Genomic DNA, 20,297 nt, shown 5'->3' on the forward strand with positions numbered 1-20,297 from the left:
CTGAGCCGTTTCAAGCTGTTGGTAACGTTTGATTCCATTGCTGCGTTGCAAAAAAGTCACTTAACCGCAGCGACCAATGCAGACCATTCTTCCTCTGAAATCACACGGATACCGAGCTCGGCGGCCTTTTTGAGCTTCGATCCGGCGCCCGGCCCGGCGATCACCAGATCGGTCTTTGCCGACACCGATCCCGCGACTCGGGCGCCGAGCGATTCGGCCTGCGCCTTGGCCTCGTCGCGGCTCAGCGTCTCCAGGCTGCCGGTGAATACCAGCGTCTTGCCCGAGACTTCGGACTCGCGCGTCTCGACGATGAAGGGCGGGGGGGAAACCTCGGCCAGCAGATCGTCCCACACGGCGCGGTTGTGCGGCTCGTGGAAGAAGTCGGCGAGTGCCTGCCCCACCGCGCCGCCGACATTCTCGACGCCGATATGCTCGGCCACCGCCTTGTCGAGCCGCGCGCGGTACTTGGCTTCGCTTTCGCCGAGTTGGGCGGGCGTCGCCTCGCGCAGCGCGATGACCTGGTCGGCGAGCGCCTGGAGCGCGGGGAGGGTGGTGTAGCGCTTCATCAGGTCACGCGCGGTGATCGCGCCGATATGGCGGATGCCCAGCCCGAACAGCAGCCGTGCCGCGTCGGGCGTGCGCTTGGCCTCGATCGCGGCGAGCAGCGCATCGACCGACTTTTCCTGCCACCCCTCGCGCCCGAGCAGTTCGTCGCGGTGCGACGCCAGCCGGAAGATGTCCGCCGGCTCGGCGATCCAGCCCAGGTCGAGCAGCTCGGCCAAGGTCTTCTCACCTAGCCCCTCGATGTCGAGCGCGCCGCGGCTGACGAAATGCTTCAGGCGCTCGAGCCGCTGTGCCGGGCAGATCAGCCCGCCGGTGCAGCGGACATCGACTTCGCCTTCCTCGGCCACCGCCTCCGAATGGCAGATCGGGCAGTGATCGGGGAACGCATAGGGCTCGCGCGACTCGTCGCGCGTCAAATTCTCGACGATCTGCGGGATCACGTCGCCCGCGCGCTGGAGCACCACCCGGTCGCCCGGCCGAACCCCCAGCCGCGCGATCTCGTCGGCATTGTGCAGCGTCGCGTTGCGCACGACGACGCCGCCCACCGTCACCGGCTCGAGCTTGGCGACCGGGGTGAGCTTGCCCGTGCGGCCGACCTGGATCTCGATGTCGTTGAGCGTCGTCTGCGCGCGCTCGGCGGGGAATTTGTGCGCCAGCCCCCAGCGCGGCGCGCGGCCGACAAAGCCGAGCCGGGTCTGCCAGTCGAGCCGGTCGATCTTGTAGACCACGCCGTCGATATCGAACGGCAGGTCCGCGCGCGCCGTCTCGATCGCCTTGTAGTGCGCCAGCGCCGCGTCGAGGTCGACCGGCCCGACGAACAGCTCGGAGACCGGAAACCCCATCGCCGCGATCGCGCGGATCACCTCGACCTGGGTTTCGCCCGGCAGCGCGGTCGCTTCGCCCCAGCCCCAGGCGAGGAAGCGCAGCGGCCGCGCCGCGGTCACCGCGGCGTCCTTCTGGCGCAGCGACCCCGCCGCGGCGTTGCGCGGATTGGCGAACTGGCGAGCTTCCTTGTCGGTCCCCTCGGCCTCGGCGAGCAGCCGCGCGTTGAGCGCCGCGAAGGCGTCCTTCGCCATATAGACTTCGCCGCGCACCTCGAACACCGCGGGCGCCCCGTCGATCGCCTGCGGAATGTCGCCGATCGTGCGGACGTTCGCAGTAACGTCCTCGCCGATCAGCCCGTCGCCGCGGGTCAGCGCCTGGACCAGCTTGCCGCCTTCATAGCGCAGCGAGCACGACAGCCCGTCGATCTTGGGCTCGGCCGTCAGCGCAACCGGCTCGCTTTCGGGCAAGGCGAGGAACCGCCGCACCCGCCCGAGAAAGTCGGCGACGTCCTCGTTCGAAAAGCCGTTGTCGAGGCTGAACATCCGCTGCGCATGCGCTGCCTTGGCGAGCCGCCCGCTCGGCGCCGCGCCGACCGCCTTGGAGGGCGAATCGCTACGCACCAGCTCGGGAAACGCCGCCTCGATCGCGCCGTTGCGCCGCATCAGCGCATCGAAATCGGCGTCGCTGATCTCGGGCGCGTCGTCGCCATGATAGCGGCTGTTATGATGCGCGATCTCGGCCGCGAGCGTGGCGAGCTCGGCAGCGGCATCTTCCGGGGTCTGGGGCAGCGGCGCGGTCATCCCAGCGGGTTAGATTAGCGCACCCCGCACGATCAAGCTTGAACCAGCACGCCGCCGTCGCGAGATAGGGGCATGCGCCTGCTCAAGCTCGCCCTTGCCGGGCTGTTATGGACGATCGTCCTTCTCTCCCTCGCGGTCACCATCGCCCCGCATTTCCTCGATCGGATCTATTATCGCGGCCCCGCCACCGCGCATTTCGACGGCGAGCACTTCTTCAATCCCGACGGCGACGACGATCGCATCGCGATGAAGGGCAACCGCGCCGGCTTCATCGCCCGCCGCATCTTCGGCGATCCCACCCAGCCCGCCTGGCCCGACCAAATCGCCGTGACCCCGACCAAGCCGCCCGCCCGCGTCGAGGGCGCAGCAATGCGCGTCACCTGGATCGGCCATGCCAGCGTGCTGATTCAGGCGGACGGCCTCAACATCCTCACCGATCCGGTATGGAGCGACCGCGCCGGACCGTTCGGCTTCGGCCCGCGCCGCGTCGCCGAGCCCGGCGTGCGCCTCGCGGATCTGCCCAGGATCGACCTGATCCTCGTCAGCCACAACCATTACGACCATCTCGACCGCGCCACGCTCAAGCGGCTTTGGGTCCGCGACAAGCCGGTGATCGTCACCAGCCTCGGCAATGACAGCGTCATCGGCCAGGCCGGCATCCCGGCCCACGCGCTCGATTGGGGCGGACGGCTGGCGATCCGCCCCGGTATCCAGGTCGCCGTCACGCGGAACCACCATTGGGACAGCCGCTGGTTCGCCGACCGCAACCGCGCGCTCTGGTCGAGCTTCGTGGTGCGGCTCCCCCATGGCAATGTCTTCTTCGCCGGCGATACCGGCCTGGGCGACGGCAAATGGCCAGCCGAGGCTGCGGCGCTCGGGCCGATCCGCTTCGCCGCGATCCCGATCGGCGCGTTCCGCTTCGAGGAGGGGCAGATGGCGAGCGGCAGCCATATCGGTCCGGGCGACGCGCTCCGCGTCTGGGACGGGCTCGGCCGCCCCTTCGCGCTGCCGATCCATTGGGGCACCTTCCGCCTGTCGCGCGAAGCCCATGATACGCCCCCGCGGATGCTGCGCGCGATGCACGGCTGCGCCGGCAGCGACTCCGCCCGCTTCGGCGCGCACCCGATCGGCCGGCAAATCGACGTGCCCGCGCTCGGCGCGGCGCCCTCGCGTCCCGATATGGCGCGAGTAGAGGCGTGCACCCGCGCCGGCCGGTTCGACGTCTTTCGGTGACCATCTTGAGGCGAACCCGCCATGCGCCTATCCTGGCGCGGGGGAGAGGGGCTCTGGAACAGGTCAGTCGCCGCGTCGTGCGCGTGCAGCGCCGCTACGAGACCAGCATCGATCGCGCCGGGCTCGCGCTTGGCGCGGGCAGCGGCCTTGCCGGGCTGCTCATCCTCGTCCTGCTGCTCTCGGGTGGCCAGCGTGAGCCGTTGAGCCTGCTCGCCGGCTGGCTGATCGGCAGCGTGTTCTCGGCGCTGGCGATCACCACCGTCGGCGGCCCGATCTGGCTCGCGCTCCACATCGCGGGGCTGCGCCGCGTCTGGCATGCCGCCGCGGTCGGCTCGGTCACCGCGATGCTGATCTTCGTCGGCGCGCAGACCTATGGCTTCGGCCTGTTCGGCCTCCCCGCGCTCGACAGCCGAACGCTGCTGTTCCGCTGGCTGAGCGCGCTAGCCACCAGCGCGCTCCTCGCCGGCCTGGCGGCCGCCATCGCCGCCGCGATGTGGCGCATCGCCTACCGCCGCGGCGAAGGGTGAACCTCTATACTCCCCTCCCTGCTTGCAGGGAGGGGCAGGGGGTGGGTGCGCGCGTCTGCGCGCCCAAAAGACTCGATTGCCCGGCCTCAAGGCGCCGGCCGGGGCATCGAGCCCCGCGCCGCGCAACCCACCCCCAACCCCTCCCTTGCAGGGAGGGGAGTCGCTAAGGATCACCCCTTGGCTTGCGCCGGGCATTCCCCCACGCGCGTGCCGGTCGAGCGCATCCGTACCAGCGAATACCCCGCCTGCCCGGCCACGCCGCTCTTGTTCTGCGTCACCACGTCGAACCCGGTCGCCGTGCTGGTCCCGGTGATCTCGATCGTGGTCACCGGCGCATTGGGCTTCGAGCACTGGATCCGCGCGTCGACCTTGCCGCCCTTGGCGACATAGCGGATGAAGGTGCACTCGCCCGCCGCCTTCTCCAGCTTGTCGATGTCGAAGGGCTTCAATTGCTCGGCGGTGCGGCACTCGGTCGAATCGCGCTCGAGCCGCTTGGCGATCTCGAGCTGCCGCGCATTGTCGGCGCCCGGCCCGACATCGACTGCCTCGATCGCCAGGGTCGCCTTCCAAAGCCCCGGCTTGACCGCGGTCTTAGCCGACGCCGCCTTGATCAGCCCGGCGACTTCGTCGGCCTTGGCGTTGGTGGCGTCGATCTCGCCGGTCTCGGCGGCATGCTTCTCGGCTGCGGACTGGCAGGCGGAAAGCGCAAAGGCCGTGGCGGCAAGGACGATGGTAGCGCGCATCAAGACGGTTCCTGCGTAGGTGACTGCAAGGCTCTGAGCGGAATTCGTCGAAATTGGCAATCCAGAACTGCCGGACAATTTGTTCTTTCTTTGTTCTTATCTAAATGCTAAGGTATATTCGGTCAACCGTGGGGCGTACCGCGTCATGGAAGGATGGCTGGTACAAGGCTACGCTCGAAGGGAAGAAGGCGTTCGTCGATATCACGCCCTTCTACGAGGGTGCGTCGAAGCGGCCCTCGCACGTTTGAGGTGAGATGGAGCATCGACGGAAGAAGCTACTTTCAGGATTTTGCCCACGAAATCACGGATCAGGAAAATGAAGAAAGATAGATTCGATACCTTTGGGCCAATCCTCAGCGAGATTGGAGGTGCGCTGGCGAATGTGGCAGGCGGCGATCCAGATGGCGTCTTTCTTTATGTCGAGATTGGCCAGGGTTGGAGCAGGCCTAGTGCGTATAGGGACGAGGGAGAGGCTGTTCGATATTTCGACTGTGGCGACAGGATCCTGATCGACCTGCTGTGGAAGGCTTGTCGCGCGGAGCCGGAGGAGCGGCGCTGGTCGGTGATGGAGTATGACGTAAAGGGAAACGCGTTTGCCGTGGCGTTCAAATATCGCGATGAGGTCGATGTCGAGGTGATGGACGACGGGCGCGTCGATGCGGCCTTGCGCGCGCGCTATGGCGACAAGCCGGTCGTCTATCCTCCGCTGCGCGAGGGCGCGTTCCAGCTTTAAGAGGGAAGCGGCGTGGCTAGGTAGACTTGGCATTCGCCACGGAAACGCCGCGCAGCCGACCTCTGGGCGCTCGAGTCAAGCCAAGCCGGACTCGCGTGCGGCACGAGTCAACTTCGTCAACTTGACCGTCAACCGCCCGCCCGATTGCACCCCCCGATAAAGGCCCCATATCCCCGTCATGGTCATCCAGATCCGCACCAATCTCGACGAGCCCGAAACCGGCGACACCTTCGTCCCCCATCGCCCCAACCGCCCCGAGAAGAGCGAGGGCGGCAAGGCGTTCAAGCTGGTCAGCGACTATCGGCCCTCGGGCGACCAGCGCTTCGCGATCCCCGAGCTGGTCGAGCAGGCCAGGAACGGCGAGCGCGACCAGGTGCTGCTCGGCGTCACCGGATCGGGCAAGACCTATACCATGGCCAAGGTGATCGAGGAGCTCCAGCGCCCCGCGCTGATCCTCGCGCCCAACAAGATCCTCGCCGCGCAGCTCTATGGCGAGTTCAAGTCGTTCTTTCCCGAGAACGCGGTCGAATATTTCGTCAGCTATTACGATTATTACCAGCCCGAAGCCTATGTCCCCCGCTCGGACACGTACATCGAGAAGGAAAGCTCGGTGAACGAGGCGATCGACCGGATGCGCCACTCGGCCACCCGCGCGCTGCTCGAACGCGACGACGTCATCATCGTCGCCTCGGTCTCGTGCCTCTACGGCATCGGCTCGGTCGAGACCTACAGCGCGATGATCTTCGATTTGAAGAAGGGCCAGGTCGAGGACCAGCGCGAGATCATCCGCAAACTCGTCGCGCTCCAGTACAAGCGCAACGACCAGGCCTTCGCGCGCGGCAATTTCCGCGTCCGCGGCGACAGCCTCGAAATCTTCCCGTCGCACTATGAGGACACCGCCTGGCGGATCTCGTTCTTCGGCGACGAGATCGAGGAGATCACCGAGTTCGATCCGCTGACCGGCAGCAAGGTCGCCAACCTCGATTACGTCCGCGTCTATGCCAATTCGCACCACGTCACGCCGGGGCCGACGCTCAAGCAGGCGATGGAGGCGATCAAGTTCGAACTGGCCGAGCGGCTCAAGGAGCTGGAGGCCGAGGGCAAATTGCTCGAGCACCAGCGGCTCGAGCAGCGCACCAATTTCGACCTCGAGATGATCGCCGCGACCGGCAGTTGCGCGGGCATCGAGAATTACAGCCGCTTCCTCACCGGCCGCATGCCCGGCGAGCCGCCGCCCACCCTGTTCGAGTATCTCCCCGAGAACGCCTTGCTCTTCGTCGACGAGAGCCACCAGACGATCGGCCAGATCAACGGCATGTCGCGCGGCGACCATCGGCGGAAAATCACGCTGGCGGAATACGGCTTCCGCCTGCCCTCGGCGATCGACAACCGCCCGCTGCGCTTCAACGAATGGGACGCGATGCGCCCGCAGACCACCTATGTCTCGGCGACCCCGGGCGGGTGGGAGATGGAGCAGTCGGGCGGGGTGTTCGTCGAGCAGGTGATCCGCCCGACCGGGCTGATCGATCCGCCGGTCGAGATCAAGCCGGTCGAGGAGCAGGTCCAGGACCTGATCCAGGAGTGCCGCAAGACGACCGAGAAGGGCTATCGCACGCTGGTGACCACGCTCACCAAGCGGATGGCCGAGGACCTGACCGAGTACATGCACGAGGCGGGGGTCAAGGTCCGCTACATGCACTCGGACACCGAGACGCTGGAGCGCATCGAACTGATCCGCGACCTTCGCATGGGCGTGTACGACGTGCTGATCGGGATCAACCTGCTGCGCGAGGGGCTCGACATCCCCGAATGCGGGCTGGTCGCGATCCTCGACGCCGACAAGGAGGGCTTTCTCCGCTCCGAGACCTCGCTGATCCAGACGATCGGCCGCGCGGCGCGCAACGTCGAGGGCCGCGTGATCCTCTATGCCGACCGGATCACCGGCAGCATGGAGCGCGCGCTCGCCGAGACCGGCCGCCGCCGCGAGAAGCAGCACGCCTACAATATCGAGCACGGCATCACGCCGGAGACGATCAAGCGCGACATCGGCGACATCATCTCGCACGTCTCGAACAAGGATGGCGTGCTGGTCGAGATCGACGCCGACCGCCCGCACATGGTCGGCCACAATCTCCGCGCCTATATCGAGGAGCTCGAGAAGAAGATGCGCGACGCCGCCGCGAACCTGGAGTTCGAGGAAGCCGGGCGTCTCCGCGACGAGATTCGCGGCCTCGAGCAGGAGGAACTCGGGCTGCCCCCGGGCGAGCACAAGGCCCCGATCATGGGCCGCAGCAACGAAGGCAAGCCGGGCACCCGCAAGACAAGGTACGGGAAGCAGACCAAGACCCGCTTCGGCGGATCGCGCGGGCGATGATCAGGGCGCAGGCGCCTCAAGAATTGCTATCGTAACGGTTACGTACTGGGGACTCTACGGATTTATGATCGCGGCGCTTGATGCTTAATTAAAGCACGAAATTGTTGGAGTCGCGTAGTGATTAAGCAGCTCTGCGCAGAACATCGCGCCCTGGAGGCCCAGGCCGCGCTTCTGCTCGATATCGTCGCGGGCGAGGTTCCCGATGCCGCCGCCGTCGCCGGGATGCGGTGGGGGATGGCGCAGGCCCTGGTCGCCCATTGCAGCCGCGAGGACCGGCAGGTCTACGATGTGTTGCTGTCGTCCGGCGATGCAGTCGCCACCGGCATTGCCTGGCGGTATCGCAAGGATCATGGCCGGCTCGCGCCAGCCTTCGCCGACTATGTCGTCGCCTGGCCGGTTGGTCGGATCAACCGCGAATGGGTGCGGTTTCGCGAGGAAACACGGAAGGTCCTCGCCGGCCTTGCCGAACGCATCGAGCGGGAAGAGCATGTGCTCTACTCCCATGCCGAGCGCGTTCTCGCGCACCGCCGGGCCGCTGCTTGATCGAAGGTTGAGGCGGCGGGGGACTTCCCCCATAAGGCGGCATGCGTCGCATCGTGTTCGCCAGCGTATCCGCCACCGCCCTGCTGCTCGCAGGCTGCGTTGCGCCCAGCCAGCCCCCGGTCCGCCCCGCGCCGCCGGTCGCCGTCCCCACGCCCGCGCCGACCCCGGCTCCCGCGCCGCCGCCTGCCAGCGCCGATTGGCGCGACTGGCCCTATTCCCCCGGGACCTGGAGCTACCGCGCCGACGCCACCGGCGGCGTCGCCAGCTTCGGCCTCGCCGGCCAGCCCGCCGAACTGTCTCTGCGATGTGACCAGGCCCGCGGCCGCATTGTCCTGTCGCGCCGCAGCGCGGGCGGTGCGCCGAGCCTCACCATCCGCACGACCAGCGTGGCGCGAACGCTGACCGCCGCTCCCGCCGCTGGCACCCTCGCCGCCGATCTCGGCGCGCGTGACACGCTTATCGACGCGCTGGGATACAGCCGCGGGCGCTTCGTCGTGGAGGGTGGGGCGATGCCGACGCTGGTGGTGCCGTCCTGGGCCGAGATCCTGCGAGTGGCGGAAGACTGCCGCGGCTGAGTCGCCACGCAGGGTGCGTGCGGCGAACCACAGAACTCTAAGAATCGCATCATCTTCGCGTTAAAACAAGACTTGTTCTGCGACTCGCATTGATTCAAGATTCGTCCGTGGCCGCAAGCCACGCTCGTTCTTCAACTTGCGAAAGGAGGTGATCCGATGTCTCATGGTTCAGCAATGGGGTCGGTTCAGTTCGTTCGGGAGACGCGCCGCTGATCTGAAGGCGCGGGCGGAAGTCCTCCGCTCGTAGGGTGCGCGGGAGGTATTTTCCTCCAATCAACGCGCGCCAGCCATCGGAACAGCGGTCCGCATGGTCTCCCGGGCTGGAGCTCTCCGGCCGCTGACCATGTCGGAGGTCGCCGGGTGCCCTGATGGGCCCCGGCGGCCTCTTTCATTTTGGACATAGCCCGAATGCAGCTGCTGTCCTCTATGGCCCGCCCGCCGCGGGCAAGCGCACCATCGCGCGCGTCATCGCCGAGCTGCCGTTGTTCCACAATCATCTCGTGGTCGATGCGGTCGCGGCGATCTTCCCCTTCGGCGCGCCCGAGTTCGTGCGCCTGCGCGAGTAGTTCTGGCTCGAGGCGCTGGGCGCCGCCGCCGGCCGCTCGCAGATCTTCACCTTCAATCCCGAAGCCAGCGTCGCGCCCTGCCGGCACCGGCCTGCGCCATAGGCGGCGGAATGTCAGGCAGTCGCCAGTTCCGCCCGTTCGGTTTCCTGTATCCAGCCGCCGCCGAGCACGCGGTCCTCGGCGTACAGCACTGCCGCCTGGCCCGGTGCCACGCCATATTCGGGGGTCTCGAACACCACGCGCCCGTCCGCAAACCGCGCGGGCACCGGCTTGGCGAGGCTGCGTACCTTCACCGTCATCAGCCCGTCGTATTCGCCGCCGAGCCAGTTCACCCCGTCGATCCGCGCTGCGCGCACCGCAAGCGCGCGCTTGGGGCCGACCACCACCGCGCGCGTCGCGGCATCGAGGCGGAGGACATAATAGGGTTCGGGTGCCCCGCCGATCTCGAGCCCGCGGCGCTGGCCGACGGTGAAGTGAATGAGACCCTTGTGCTCGCCGAGCTTCCGCCCGCTTTCATCGACGATGGCGCCGCTCGTTTCCGCTTCCGGACGCAATTTCTTGACCAGGCTGGCATAATCGCCGTCCGGGACGAAGCAGATGTCCTGGCTGTCGGGCTTGCCCGCGACGCCGAGGCCGAGTTCGGCGGCCAGCTCGCGGACGCGCGGCTTGGGCATGCCGCCCAGCGGGAAGCGCAGGAAGTCGAGCTGCGCCTGGGTGGTGGCGAACAGGAAATAGCTCTGGTCGCGCGCGGGATCGGCGGCGCGGTGGAGCTCGGCGCCCTGCGGCCCTTCGACTCGGCGGACATAATGGCCGGTGGCGAGGCAGTCGGCGCCGAGGTCGCGCGCGAGCGCGAACAGATCGGTGAACTTGGGGCCCATGTTGCACTTGACGCACGGGATCGGGGTGCGCCCGGCGAGATATTCGTCGGCGAAATCGTCGATCACGGTCTCGCGGAAGCTCGAGGCGTGGTCGAACACGTAATGCGCGATGCCCAGCCGATCGCAAACCGCGCGCGCGTCGCGGATGTCGCGCCCGGCACAGCACGAGCCCGCGCGGCCCACCGCCTCGCCATGATCGTAGAGCTGGAGCGTAACCCCGATCGTCTCGGCCCCGCTTGCCGCCGCGAGCGCGGCCACGACGGAGGAATCGACTCCGCCCGACATGGCGACGACGATGCGCCGCTTGGCGAGCGGCTCGGGCAACTGGAAATCGGCGGAGGTCACGCCCGCGCACATAAGCGCTTGTGTCCGCATGATCCAGTGCACTTGGCCAGTGCACTTGGCCAGCGCACTCGGCCGGTGCGGGTAACACGGTCCGGGCGGAAACGCTTCGGAAACCGAGGTTAAGCGAGCGTTTCCAGCGGCTTTACGGCCCCTTCATGCTGCTTCGCTAAAGCTGGCCGGCCAAGAGAGTAGAGAATGGATTCGCATTCGTGGACTTGAGCTTCGCCAGACTGGATCGCGACGTGGCGGTTACCGCCATGCCGACCGAATTGGCGGTGTTGCTGGTCGGCGTGGCGGCCCGCCAGGCGGCGAGCCCCACCGCGTGTGCGCAGACCAGGCTCGCGCTCGTGGCACCGGCGGACTCGCTGCTGGCGCCGGCGCATGGCGCATTCCACCGCGCCGCCGCGCTGACGCTAAGAAGCCGGCAAGAGGAATGAATTTGGCATTTACCGTGGCGTTTTAGCCGATGTTCAAACGCTGCGGATATTGCGTGTTGTGTGAGTAACGGGGGCCCCCCGCCCCGATGAGGCATGTAGATGATTGAGAACCAGAAGATCCGTCCAGCGAAAGTGATCGGGCCGCTCGGTGAGCCGCTGACGCTCGATACGCTGCCACCGCCCGAGACTACCCGCTGGGTGGTACGTCGCAAGGCCGAGGTCGTCGCGGCGGTCAACGGGGGCCTGCTGAGCGTCGACGAAGTCTGCGAGCGCTATGGACTCACCGTCGAGGAATTCGCAGGCTGGCAGCGCGCGATCGATCGCTCGGGCATGCCGGGGCTGCGCGTGACGCGCATCCAGCATTATCGCTCGCTCTACGAGCGCCAGCAGAAATATTGAGACGCCCCTCCCATCGGGCCAGAGGCGGCTCGCTTCCCGGACACGGGAGGCGAGCCGTTTTCTTTTCGGCACGGCCAAATGGCAGTAAAGTTCCGCCCCCGCATCGAAATATCGGTACGGAACCAATACGACCATTTGCGTATTTCTGTTTCTGTCGCCCGGGCCAACCGGGCTAGCAACGGAAGGGACTTGTCATGGGTCTTATTGTTTGGCTCGTCATCGGCGGTGTTGTCGGCTGGTTGGCGAGCATTGTCATGCGTACCGATGCCCAGCAGGGCATCTTCCTCAACGTCGTAGTCGGCATCGTCGGCGCGTTCATCGGCGGCCTGCTCTTCGGCGGCTCGATCAACAACGGCGCGATCACTCCGATGACCTTCCTGGTCTCGCTGCTGGGTGCGATCATCCTGCTGGCGATCGTCAACCTCGTTCGTCGCGGCGCCGTCCGCTAAACGCACGAGGCGCTATCAAAAAAAAGGGGCTGCCCCGAAAGGGCGGCCCCTTTTTCATGCGCGCCTCACTTGAGCAGGAAGCGCACCGAGAGCGACACGCGCAGTTCCTGCTCGCCCGCGGCAATCTGGGTATCGGCCTGCGGCGCGGCGGCGAAGCGCTCGGCGCGGACCATCACCGGCATCGGCGGCTGCACCCCGCCGCTCTCGGAAATCGACAGGATGCGATCGACACGCAGCCCCGCCGCCTTGGCATAAAGCTCGGCGCGTGCGCGCGCGGTGGCGACCGCGGCGGTGCGCGCCTCGTCGAGCGCGGCCTCGGGCTTTTCGACGGTCAAATTGGGCCCCGAGATGTTGTTGGCGCCTTCCTTGACCAGCGCGTCGAGGATCGTCCCGCTCTTGGCGACGTCGCGGAAGCGCACCGTCACCTGGTTCGATGCCTGATAGCCGGTGATCACCGGCGGCTGATTCTCAGCATAGCGATATTGCGGGCTTAGCTGGATGCTCGATGTCTGGATGTCGCGCTCGGCTACGCCGGCGCGGCGCAGCGCGGCGAGCACGGTCGACATCCGGGCGCTGTTGAGCCGCATCGCCTCGCCGGCAGTGGCGTTCTGCGTGACCACGCCCGCCTGGATCACGGCGAGATCGGGGGTGCGTGTGCTCACGCCGTCGGCCGAAACGTCGAGCAGGGTGCCGTCGACCGGCAGCATTACCGGGCGCGCTTCTTGGGCCGAGGCCGACATGGTGGCCAACGTCATTCCCGCGGCAGTCGCGAACAAGGCCAGGCGAATCATCAAAGCATCTCCCCAAAATCAGGTTGGTTTCGCGGCCAGTGCCGCACCGCAGCCGCACCCAAGCTGAACGAACCGGATTGGTGCCGTTCAGATGCGGCGGACCATCACTATCCGGTAGAAGATCAGCAGGATCACTGCGCCGGCGGTCGCCGCGGCATAGGATTGCCAGCTGCTGTGGCGCACGTCGATCCCGAGCAGCGGGGTGAGGTAGAAGGCGAGCAGCGCGCCCATGATGCCGAACAATATCGTGACGATGATCCCGCCGGGATCGCGCCCCGGCATGATCAGCTTGCCGAGCGCCCCGGCGACGAGCCCGATCAACAGCCAGCCTATTATCCCCTCAGGCATGCCATCCCTCCCGTTGCGGCCAGATACGCGACCGGCCGCGAGACTCGCGCCGGAGCGTCTGCATTGCAACCGTTTCTTGCGCCCAACGATCCTGACCTTGCGGAAAAGGTCCAGAACGGGCATTGCACAGCAACAAAAGCGAAACGGCTCTTGTGGCCGGTGCTTTATTCATCTAATACAGTGCGATCAAGGGGGCATCGGCCGGTTCGGCCGGACAAGAAAGCTCGCACATGAACTATGAGGCAGGGATGTTCGGACGTCAGGAGCGGCTGGAGTTCATCGGTGAGGAAACCCGCAAGAGCCGCAAATGGCTCTGGGTCGGAATCGCCGTCATCGTCGTGGTGGGAATCGCCGCCTTCTTCATGATGAGCGGATCCAAGCCCGCCGACCCCAAGGCGGCTGCCGGCAAGGACGCCGCGGCGGCGTCGGGCGCGCAGATGCCTACGGTGACCGTCGCGGCGCCTGGCCGTCGTACGGTCGCGACGATCGTCACCGGCACCGGGAGCCTTGCCGCGCGGCGCGAGATGCCAGTCGGCGTGGTGGGTGAGGGTGGCGTAGTGACGCGCGTGCTCGTCGAGCCGGGCAGCTGGGTCGGCAAGGGCCAGGTGCTCGCTACGGTCGATCGCAGCGTCCAGGCGCAGACCGCCGAGTCGCTCGCAGCCTCGGTACGCGTTGCGCAGGCCGATGCACGGCTCGCCCAGGCCGAGCTCGATCGTGCGCAGCAGCTCGTCAAGAACGGCTTCATCTCCAAGGCCGATATCGACCGCCGCACCGCGACGCGCGACCAGGCCCAGGCGCGCGTCCGCGTCGCCCAGGCGCAGTTCGCCGAGACCCAGGCGCGCAATCGCCGGCTCGACATCCGCGCGCCCGAATCCGGCCTGGTGCTGACGCGCCAGGTCGAGCCCGGCCAGATCGTCAGTGGCGGATCGGGCGTGCTGTTCCGCATGGCGCAGGGCGGCCAGATGGAGCTGCGCACCCAGCTCGCCGAGACCGACCTGCAGAAGCTGCACGCCGGCGCGCAGGCCGAAGTGACCCCGACCGGATCGAAGCAGGTGTTCAAGGGCCAGGTGTGGCAGGTCTCGCCGGTGATCGATCCGCAGACCCGCCAGGGCATCGCGCGCGTCGCGCTCGCATATGATCCCGGGCTGCGTCCGGGCGGGTTCGCCGCGGCGCGCATCGTCGCGGGCGGCACCACCGCGGTGTTGCTGCCGCAATCGGCGGTGCAGAGCGACGCCGAGGGCAATTACGTGTATATCATCGACGGCAAGAACCAAGCGGTGCGCCGTAGCGTCACCACCGGCGAAGTGTCGGAGGCAGGCGTGGCGATCACCAGCGGACTGACCGGAAGCGAGCGCGTGGTGCTCACCGCGGGCGCCTTCCTCAATCCGGGTCAGAAGGTGATCCCGAACCTTCAGAAGTCGAACTAAGGGCGAACAACGATGGGCTTCCGGAACATCTCGGCCTGGGCGATCCGCAACCCGGTCCCCTCGATCGTCCTCTTCCTGTTCCTGACGATCGCGGGCCTCGTCAGCTTCAACCGGATGGACGTCAACAACGATCCGGACATCGACTTCCCGATCGTGTGGATCTCGATCAGCCAGCCCGGCGCCGCGCCGAGCGAACTCGAGAACCAGATCACCCAGAAGGTCGAGAGCGCGGTGCGCTCGCTCCAGGGCATCGACGAGATCAACTCGACCGTCCAGGAAGGCCAGGCGACCACCGTCGTCCAGCTCGCCATCGGCACCCCGATCGACCGCGCGGTCGAGGACGTGCGCAGTGCGATCCAGCAGATCCGCGGCGACCTGCCCGACGGCATCCTCGAGCCGCAGGTCGGCCGCGTCGACACCGCCAGCGACAACGACATCGCCAGCTTCACCGCCAATGCCACCGACATGACTGTCGAGCAGCTGAGCTGGTACATCGACAACAGCGTCGCCAAGACCCTGCTCACCGTTTCCGGCCTGTCGGCGGTCAACCGCAACGGCGGCGTCAACCGCGAGATCCGCGTCATCCTCGACCCCGCCAAGCTGCAGGGCGTCGGGCTGACTGCAAGCCAGGTCAACAACCAGCTCCGCCAGGTCAACCTCAACGCCGCGGGCGGCCGCGCCGAGATCTCGGGCTACGAACAGTCGGTTCGCGTGATCGGCAACGCCAAGGACGCCTATTCGCTCGGCCAGACCCAGATCTCGACCGGCGCGGGCCGCACCGTCCGCCTCGCCGACATCGCGAGCGTCCAGGACGCCTTCGCCGAGCAGCGCAGCCTCGCCAAATATAACGGCCACCAGGTGATCTCGTTCGACATCCAGCGCGCCAAGGGCGCCTCGGACGTCACCGTGTTCCATGCCGCCGAGGAGAAGCTCAAGGAGCTCGAGAAGAACAACCCCAAGGTCACCTTCCAGCTCCTCGACAACCGCTCCAAATATGCCGAGCAGCAATATCACAGCGCGCTCGAGGCGATGATCGAGGGCGCGGTGCTCGCGGTGTTCGTCGTGCTGATCTTCCTGCGCGATCTGCGCGCGACGCTGATCTCGGCGCTGGCGATCCCGCTCTCGGCAATCCCGAGCTTCTGGTTCATGGACATGCTGGGCTTCTCGCTCAACCAGATGACGCTGCTCGCGCTGTCGCTGGTCGCGGGCGTGCTCGTCGATGACGCGATCGTCGAGATCGAGAATATCGTCCGGCATATGCGCATGGGCAAATCGGCGTACCAGGCGTCGATCGACGCGGCCGACGAGATCGGCGTCGCGGTGCTCGCCACCACCATGTCGATCGTCGCGGTGTTCCTGCCCGTCGGCATGATGCCGGGCATCGCCGGCCAGTATTTCAAGAATTTCGGCCTGACCGTCGTCGCATCGGTTCTGATGAGCCTCGCGGTCGCGCGGTTGCTCACGCCGATGATCGCGGCCTATTTCCTCAAGGCCAAGGGCCACGCCAATCACGGCGAGGGCTGGCTGATGGACCGCTATGTCGGGCTGCTGCGCTGGACGCTGACGCATCGCTGGGTCGCAGTGGTCGGCTATATCCTGTCGCTCGGCGCGACGATCGCGCTGATGGTCGTCAGTCCCAAGACCTTCCAGCCCGCGCAGGACCAGGAAAGCGTCACCGCGACGATCGAGATGGTGCCGGGCACCCCCTTGGAGCGGACCGACGTGGTCGTGCGCCAGGTCGCGGCGATCCTGCGCGCCGAGCCCAATGTCGAGAATGTCTATGAGCGCAGCTTCGTCGGCAACGGCCGCGTCACCGCGGACCTCAAGGAAGACCGCACCGAGAAATCGACGGCGTTCGAGAAGCGGGTCGCGCCCAAGCTGCTCGCCATCCCCGACGCGCGGGTCAACTTCCGCTCGCAGTTCGGCTGGGGCTCGTCGGGTCGCGACCTGACGATCACGCTGGGCGGAGAGGATCCCGCTTTGCTCACCCAGACCGGCCTGACGCTCGTCAAGCAGATGGAGGGGATGAAGGAAGTCGTCGCGCCGCGCATCACCGGCGACCTCCAGCGGCCCGAGATCGTGATCAAGCCGCGGCTCGATCTCGCCGCCAACCTGGGCGTCACGACCGCAGCATTGAGCCAGGCGATCCGCATCGCGACCTTGGGCGATATCGACCAGAATAGCGCGCGCTTCTCGCTCTCCGACCGCCAGATCCCGATCCGGGTGGCGCTCGAGGAGGATGCCCGCTCGAAGCTGTCGACGATCCAGAACATGCCGGTGCAGACCCAGAGCGGCGGATCGGTGCCGCTCTCGGTAGTCGCCGACATCAGCTTCGGCGCCGGCGCGACCAAGATCGAGCGCCTCAACCTCCAGCGCCGCCTGGTGGTGGGTGCCGACCTCGCGATGAACCCGGCGACCGGCAAGCCGTTCGTCAACGGCGAAGTGATGGAGAAGATCAACCAGCTGCCGATCATGAAGCAGCTGCCGCTGGGCGTCAGCCAGATGACCGTCGGCCAGGCCAAGTGGCAGGCCGAGATGCTCAACAACTTCTTCGTCGCCTTGGCCTCGGGCGTGTTCCTGGTCTTCGCGGTGCTGGTGCTGCTCTATCGCCGCTTCATGTCGCCGCTGGTCAACATGGGCTCGCTGCTCAACGCGCCGCTCGGTGGGCTGATCGCGCTGATGATCATGGGCATGCCGTTGTCGCTGCCGGTCTATATCGGCATCCTGATGTTGTTCGGCATCGTCGCGAAGAACTCGATCCTGCTCGTCGATTTCGCGCTCGAGGAGATGGCGAAGGGTGTGCCCAAGATGATTGCGATCGTCGATGCCGGGCACAAGCGCGCCCAGCCGATCGTGATGACCACGATCGCGATGGTCGCCGGCATGGTGCCCACTGCGCTGTCGCTGAGCGGCGACTCGTCGTGGCGCGCGCCGATGGGCGTGGTGGTGATTGGCGGGCTGATCCTGTCGACGGTGCTGACGCTGGTGATCGTGCCCGCGCTGTTTAGCCTCGCAGTCGGCCTCGAAGCCTGGCTCGGACCACGGCTGTCGCGCCGTCTGCTCACCTACACGCCGGGCGACGACGGCAGCCGGGTGATCGCTGGCCCGCACGGCAAGGCGACGATCGAGCACAAGCCCGGGGACGATACGCCGCAACCGGCAGAGTGAACTTCGGCGTGATTCGCGTATTGGGGAGCGTGTGACCAGGTCGCGCGCTCCCCTTCCGCATGAGGCACCCCCCGCGGCGCTGCGCCGGATGCGGCTGGTCGCGACCGGGCTGCTCGTGCTGATGGCCGCGACCTTCCTCGCTGCGCGCCAGTTCCAGCACCTCCACCCCGCGATCGGCTATCTTCGCGCCTTCGCCGAAGCCGCGATGGTCGGAGGCCTCGCCGACTGGTTCGCGGTGACCGCCTTGTTCCGCCACCCGCTGCACTTGCCGATCCCCCACACCGCGATCATCCCGCGCAACAAGGACCGTATCGCTGGCACGCTCGCGGCGTTCCTGCGCGACAATTTCCTGATTCCCAAGGTGGTCGCGCGGCGGATGCAGCAAGTAGACGTCGCGCGCGCTGCGGGCCGCTGGCTTGCCGATCCTGGCACCGGCCGCGGGCGGTTGCGCGCGGGGATTGGCAGGCTCGCTGCCGACATGCTCGAAGCGCTCGACCAGGAACGGCTCGGCGGGATGGCGAAGCGCGCGCTGGCCGAGCGGCTGCGCGGGCTGGAAATCGCACCGTTGCTCGGGCGCGCGCTCGAAACCGCGATGAAGGAGGATCGGCATCGCCCGCTGCTCGACGGCATCGTCCATTGGGCGGCCAAGATCCTCGACGCCAACGAGCATCTGATCCGCCAGATGGTCCACGAGCGGTCGGGCAGCGTGATGCGCTGGACCGGGCTCGACGAGACGCTGGCCAACAAGATCATCGAGGGCCTCGCCAAGCTGATCGGCGACATGGCCGAAGACCCGCGCCATCCGTTGCGCGCCAAGGCCGACGAAGGGCTCGCGCAGCTCGCGCACGACCTCCAGCACGATCCGGAGAAGCGGGCGCGGGTCGAGGCGTTCAAGAACGAGCTGCTCGACAATCCGGCGCTCGGCGACTGGTGGCTGGGGGTGTGGGAATCGGGCCGCGCGGCGCTGCTGCGGCTGGCGCGAAACCCCGATCGCGTGCTGGCGGGCGAGTTCGGCGGCGCGCTGCGCCAGCTCGGCGAGACGCTGCAGGGCGACGCGCGGCTGGCCGAGACGATCAACCGCTTCGTTCGCCGCGCTGCAGTGGGCGCGGCGTCGGACTATGGCGACGGCATCGTCCGACTGGTCTCGGACACGATCCGCGGCTGGGACGCGCAGACGATCACCGGTCGGCTGGAGAACGCCGTGGGGCGCGACTTGCAATATATCCGGATCAACGGGACGCTGGTCGGCGGGCTGGTCGGGGTGACGATCCACGCAGTGGATGCGATGCTCTGAGCTCCCCTCCCTGAAAGGGAGGAGGATGAAGGCTCACTCCGTCGGCGTCGCCCGCGTTTCCGGGGTGGCGTCGCCGAGCAGGAACTCGCCTTGGTCGGCGCCGTCCCAATAATGCGCGCGGATGCCGTGGACCTTGATCAGCACGAGACCCGGCGTGTCGATGCCTTCCTCGAACCACAAGCCGAGATCCTTGGTCCAATGCGCCTCGAACTGAGTCTTGTCCTGGATCAGCTCGGCCTTGCCCTCGAGATGGACGAACAGCGGCTTCATGCCGAGCAGCCCGCTCTTCCCGTGGAAGCTCAGCGCGCATTGCTGGTTGGCGCGCAGGTCGCGCACCGTCCGGGTATCCTCGCAGGCGAAGTACCAGCTGTCGCCGTTATATTCGACGTCGCGGTTGTTGCTCATCGGCCGGCCGGCGATCGTGCCGCCATCCGAATGGGTGGAGAGCGTCGCGAAGTCGATGTCCTTGAGGATCTTGGCGAGGTCGGCGAGCGTCTTGGTCATGCGTCCTGCTCCTATCATTCCCGGGCAGAACGCAGGCCGGCGCCATTATCTCCAGTCCAGTTCGGTCCAGCCCCGCGCACGCGCCAATATCCGCAGCGGGCCGTGCGCATTTACCGCGAAGGCCTCGTCTGCCCATTCAAGCAGCGGCGCGTCGGAAACATGGTCCGAATAGGCGCGGACATGCAGGCCGGCGCGATCGATCCCGGATTGGGCCATCCAGTTTTCGATCATGCGGAGCTTTACGGGGCCGTAACAGTTATCCCCTTCGATCAGGGAAAGAACACGGCCTTGCGCATCTCGTTTCGCCTGCGTGGCGACGACATCGTCGAATTCGAGCAGCCGGGCGATCGCCGAGGCGTAATAGCCGTGCGACGCTGTCGCCATCACAAGTCGATAGCCAGCGGCGCGATCGGCTTCGATGCGATCGCGCGCGCCCTGAAGCACCCCGGTCGCGAACTCGGCATCGGCGAAGCGCGCCGCCACGGCCTCGACATCCGATGCGGTCAGCGCATGGCCGAGCAGCAGCCGTTGCGAAATTTGCTTGAGTCGGCTTCGATCGATCAGCTTGAGCAGGTGGCCGAGCCCGGCAACGCCCACCGCGGGCATCAGCGCAAGCCGCCACGGTGCCCGCGCGCGCGCCGCATGGACCAGGAAGCGCGTCCAGGTCGGCGTCGCCGTGATCGTCTTGTCCATGTCGTAGATTGCGAGGTGCTGCATTGGCGCATCTAGGCATTCTCAGCGGGGCAGAGCAAATCCTTGCCGTTCCAGCGCGAA

The 20,297-nt window shown here is 66.9% G+C and carries 20 protein-coding genes; 13 read left to right on the plus strand and 7 right to left on the minus strand.

Translation table 11 applies throughout. The annotated features are described in order from the left end of the window. Positions 1–56 precede the first annotated feature (56 nt). Positions 57–2,189 (minus strand): NAD-dependent DNA ligase LigA, encoded by a 2,133-nt coding sequence (gene ligA, locus RZN05_RS19360; RefSeq protein ID WP_317228320.1) that lies wholly within the window; start codon positions 2,187–2,189, stop codon positions 57–59. Positions 2,190–2,261: 72 nt separating this feature from the next. Between ligA and RZN05_RS19365 the strand changes: the two genes are divergently transcribed. Beyond that, positions 2,262–3,422 (plus strand): MBL fold metallo-hydrolase, encoded by a 1,161-nt coding sequence (locus RZN05_RS19365; protein WP_317228321.1) that lies wholly within the window; start codon positions 2,262–2,264, stop codon positions 3,420–3,422. Positions 3,423–3,499: 77 nt separating this feature from the next. After that, entirely contained in the window at positions 3,500–3,949 is a 450-nt protein-coding gene (locus RZN05_RS19370) for a hypothetical protein (RefSeq protein ID WP_317228322.1), read from the plus strand. A gap of 170 nt (positions 3,950–4,119) precedes the next feature. Here RZN05_RS19370 and RZN05_RS19375 read toward each other — a convergent pair whose 3' ends face one another. Next, the gene (locus tag RZN05_RS19375) at positions 4,120–4,692 is read right to left on the minus strand and encodes a DUF3617 domain-containing protein (RefSeq protein ID WP_317228323.1); all 573 of its coding nucleotides are present in this window, start codon (positions 4,690–4,692) and stop codon (positions 4,120–4,122) included. A 316-nt stretch (positions 4,693–5,008) separates the two neighbouring features. Between RZN05_RS19375 and RZN05_RS19380 the strand changes: the two genes are divergently transcribed. The 5 genes from RZN05_RS19380 to RZN05_RS19400 all read left to right on the plus strand — a co-directional run bounded on the left by RZN05_RS19380 (position 5,009) and on the right by RZN05_RS19400 (position 9,483). Then, on the plus strand, positions 5,009–5,425 hold the full coding sequence (locus tag RZN05_RS19380) for a hypothetical protein (RefSeq protein ID WP_317228324.1): 417 nt from the start codon (positions 5,009–5,011) through the stop codon (positions 5,423–5,425). Between the two features lie 178 nt (positions 5,426–5,603). Then, positions 5,604–7,799 carry an excinuclease ABC subunit UvrB gene (gene uvrB, locus RZN05_RS19385; protein WP_317228325.1) on the plus strand — a complete coding sequence of 732 codons (2,196 nt, stop codon included), beginning with the start codon at positions 5,604–5,606 and terminating at the stop codon, positions 7,797–7,799. 117 nt (positions 7,800–7,916) lie between these two features. Continuing rightward, positions 7,917–8,342, plus strand: a complete 426-nt coding sequence (locus tag RZN05_RS19390) for a hemerythrin domain-containing protein (RefSeq protein ID WP_317228326.1) — start codon at positions 7,917–7,919, stop codon at positions 8,340–8,342. Positions 8,343–8,383: 41 nt separating this feature from the next. Further along, on the plus strand, positions 8,384–8,917 hold the full coding sequence (locus RZN05_RS19395) for a hypothetical protein (protein ID WP_317228327.1): 534 nt from the start codon (positions 8,384–8,386) through the stop codon (positions 8,915–8,917). Positions 8,918–9,285: 368 nt separating this feature from the next. Next, positions 9,286–9,483, plus strand: a complete 198-nt coding sequence (locus tag RZN05_RS19400; protein ID WP_317228328.1) for a hypothetical protein — start codon at positions 9,286–9,288, stop codon at positions 9,481–9,483. Positions 9,484–9,596: 113 nt separating this feature from the next. Here the strand turns inward: RZN05_RS19400 and mnmA are convergent, their stop codons facing one another. Further along, positions 9,597–10,706, minus strand: a complete 1,110-nt coding sequence (mnmA, locus tag RZN05_RS19405; protein ID WP_317228329.1) for a tRNA 2-thiouridine(34) synthase MnmA — start codon at positions 10,704–10,706, stop codon at positions 9,597–9,599. Positions 10,707–10,915: 209 nt separating this feature from the next. Here mnmA and RZN05_RS19410 point away from each other — a divergent pair, with 209 nt between their 5' ends. The 3 genes from RZN05_RS19410 to RZN05_RS19420 all read left to right on the plus strand — a co-directional run bounded on the left by RZN05_RS19410 (position 10,916) and on the right by RZN05_RS19420 (position 11,991). After that, on the plus strand, positions 10,916–11,143 hold the full coding sequence (locus RZN05_RS19410; protein WP_317228330.1) for a hypothetical protein: 228 nt from the start codon (positions 10,916–10,918) through the stop codon (positions 11,141–11,143). 99 nt (positions 11,144–11,242) lie between these two features. Next, on the plus strand, positions 11,243–11,542 hold the full coding sequence (sciP, locus tag RZN05_RS19415) for a CtrA inhibitor SciP (protein WP_116839339.1): 300 nt from the start codon (positions 11,243–11,245) through the stop codon (positions 11,540–11,542). Between the two features lie 194 nt (positions 11,543–11,736). Then, positions 11,737–11,991, plus strand: a complete 255-nt coding sequence (locus RZN05_RS19420) for a GlsB/YeaQ/YmgE family stress response membrane protein (protein WP_317228331.1) — start codon at positions 11,737–11,739, stop codon at positions 11,989–11,991. 65 nt (positions 11,992–12,056) lie between these two features. Here the strand turns inward: RZN05_RS19420 and RZN05_RS19425 are convergent, their stop codons facing one another. Further along, entirely contained in the window at positions 12,057–12,782 is a 726-nt protein-coding gene (locus RZN05_RS19425; RefSeq protein WP_317228332.1) for an SIMPL domain-containing protein, read from the minus strand. A gap of 87 nt (positions 12,783–12,869) precedes the next feature. Beyond that, positions 12,870–13,130, minus strand: a complete 261-nt coding sequence (locus tag RZN05_RS19430; RefSeq protein WP_317228333.1) for a GlsB/YeaQ/YmgE family stress response membrane protein — start codon at positions 13,128–13,130, stop codon at positions 12,870–12,872. 230 nt (positions 13,131–13,360) lie between these two features. Between RZN05_RS19430 and RZN05_RS19435 the strand changes: the two genes are divergently transcribed. The 3 genes from RZN05_RS19435 (at position 13,361) to RZN05_RS19445 (ending at position 19,019) form a co-directional block, all read left to right on the plus strand. Then, positions 13,361–14,557, plus strand: coding sequence for an efflux RND transporter periplasmic adaptor subunit (locus tag RZN05_RS19435; protein WP_317228334.1), 1,197 nt, complete (start codon positions 13,361–13,363; stop codon positions 14,555–14,557). Positions 14,558–14,569: 12 nt separating this feature from the next. Further along, positions 14,570–17,725 (plus strand): efflux RND transporter permease subunit, encoded by a 3,156-nt coding sequence (locus RZN05_RS19440; RefSeq protein WP_317228335.1) that lies wholly within the window; start codon positions 14,570–14,572, stop codon positions 17,723–17,725. Positions 17,726–17,813: 88 nt separating this feature from the next. Continuing rightward, the gene (locus RZN05_RS19445) at positions 17,814–19,019 is read left to right on the plus strand and encodes a DUF445 domain-containing protein (protein ID WP_317228573.1); all 1,206 of its coding nucleotides are present in this window, start codon (positions 17,814–17,816) and stop codon (positions 19,017–19,019) included. Between the two features lie 33 nt (positions 19,020–19,052). On the opposite strand, the gene RZN05_RS19450 is transcribed toward RZN05_RS19445, so the two are convergent. Both RZN05_RS19450 and RZN05_RS19455 read right to left on the minus strand, forming a co-directional pair. After that, positions 19,053–19,523: a pyridoxamine 5'-phosphate oxidase family protein gene (locus RZN05_RS19450; protein ID WP_317228336.1), complete on the minus strand. Its 471-nt coding sequence runs from the start codon at positions 19,521–19,523 to the stop codon at positions 19,053–19,055. A 45-nt stretch (positions 19,524–19,568) separates the two neighbouring features. Further along, complete coding sequence (locus RZN05_RS19455; protein WP_317228337.1) at positions 19,569–20,240, minus strand: HAD family hydrolase; 672 nt, start codon at positions 20,238–20,240, stop codon at positions 19,569–19,571. Positions 20,241–20,297: the final 57 nt, after the last annotated feature.

Source organism: Sphingomonas sp. HF-S4, assembly GCF_032911445.1.
Lineage (GTDB): Bacteria > Pseudomonadota > Alphaproteobacteria > Sphingomonadales > Sphingomonadaceae > Sphingomonas > Sphingomonas agrestis.